The sequence below is a fragment of the Frankia tisae genome (assembly GCF_025403405.1).
Classification (GTDB): domain Bacteria; phylum Actinomycetota; class Actinomycetes; order Frankiales; family Frankiaceae; genus Frankia; species Frankia tisai.
This window is the reverse complement of sequence record NZ_JANEZT010000724.1, coordinates 1-1026: the sequence shown is the minus strand read 5'-3', so window position 1 is coordinate 1026 and position 1026 is coordinate 1. Positions and strand designations below refer to the sequence as shown.

General features: G+C 72.4%; 1 protein-coding gene. It reads right to left on the bottom strand.

Annotated elements, in window-relative coordinates; translation table 11 throughout:
- Window positions 1-103 precede the first annotated feature (103 nt).
- A partial coding sequence (locus tag NBZ85_RS31340) for a CATRA conflict system CASPASE/TPR repeat-associated protein (protein ID WP_261563448.1) occupies window positions 104-1026 on the bottom strand: 923 nt, incomplete at its 5' end.

Genomic DNA, 1026 nt, shown 5'->3' with positions numbered 1-1026 from the left:
AGCCCGTCCCTTCCGAACCCGGACGGTCCGCCGGTGACCGGCGAACCCGGTCTCGCTTCGGCCAGACCGGTTGATTCCGGTCGAGGTCGCGGCCCGATTCACCCTACTGGCCTCGAAGTCGGTGCCGGCGGGCCAGCCGGACGAAGACCCGGTTGTAGGCGAACACCCGCAGCGCGGCCTCCAGCGTGCTGCGATACGGCGTCTCGACCGCGCCGTTGCCGAGCTCGCGCAGCATCTCGGTCCACCATTCCAGGGGGACGGCGCCGGCGGCGGCAAGCTGGCGAGCACGCGGCAGTCCGATCTCCTCCAGCAGGTGGGCCGCCCGTAACCCGGCGCCGAAGACCGCCGCGAGCTCCGTGCACAGCTCGACCTGCTCCTCCGGAGTGAGCCGGATGTCCTCGATCTGACCATGATCGACTGATTCTGCCTGCGCTCGGCCGACAAGCTCCAGGGCCGCCTCGGTGCCCGCAGCGACCGCGCCGAGGAAGACGAGATCGTCGTCGAGTTGATCGACGACGTGCTCTGCCAGCCGCCGATCGACCGCGAACAGATCCTGCTCGCCGGGCGAGGTCCCGTCAGCCCGCAGGATCGCGGCCATGTTGACGCCGGAGATCGCCACGCTGCGGCGCATCTGCGTCAGCCTGGCGGCCAGGGTGGTCAGTTCGGCCCGGTCGACCCGCAGCCGGCGGACGAGCTGACGCACGTCCGCCGCCTCCGCCGCGGGCAGCGGGCCTGGTGCGCCCATGAGCTGGCGCAGGCGCGTCGCCCGCTCGTCGATCCGGTCCCACAGCCGACGGACGGCATCGCCGCCGTCGCGCACGCGCCACTGATAGCGCACCTTCGCAGCACCGGCGAGATAGCGCTGCAACGGGGGCGCGGCGGCGTCCCGGCGACGCCAGGTCCAGGCGACGAGCTCCCCGTCCCGGCAGGCGGGGACGAGGATGAGCAACGTCCGTTCGAGCTGGTCGTCCACCACGGCGACCGGCTCCCAGACCGCGAACCCTGCGCCGGTGGTCACCCCCCGGT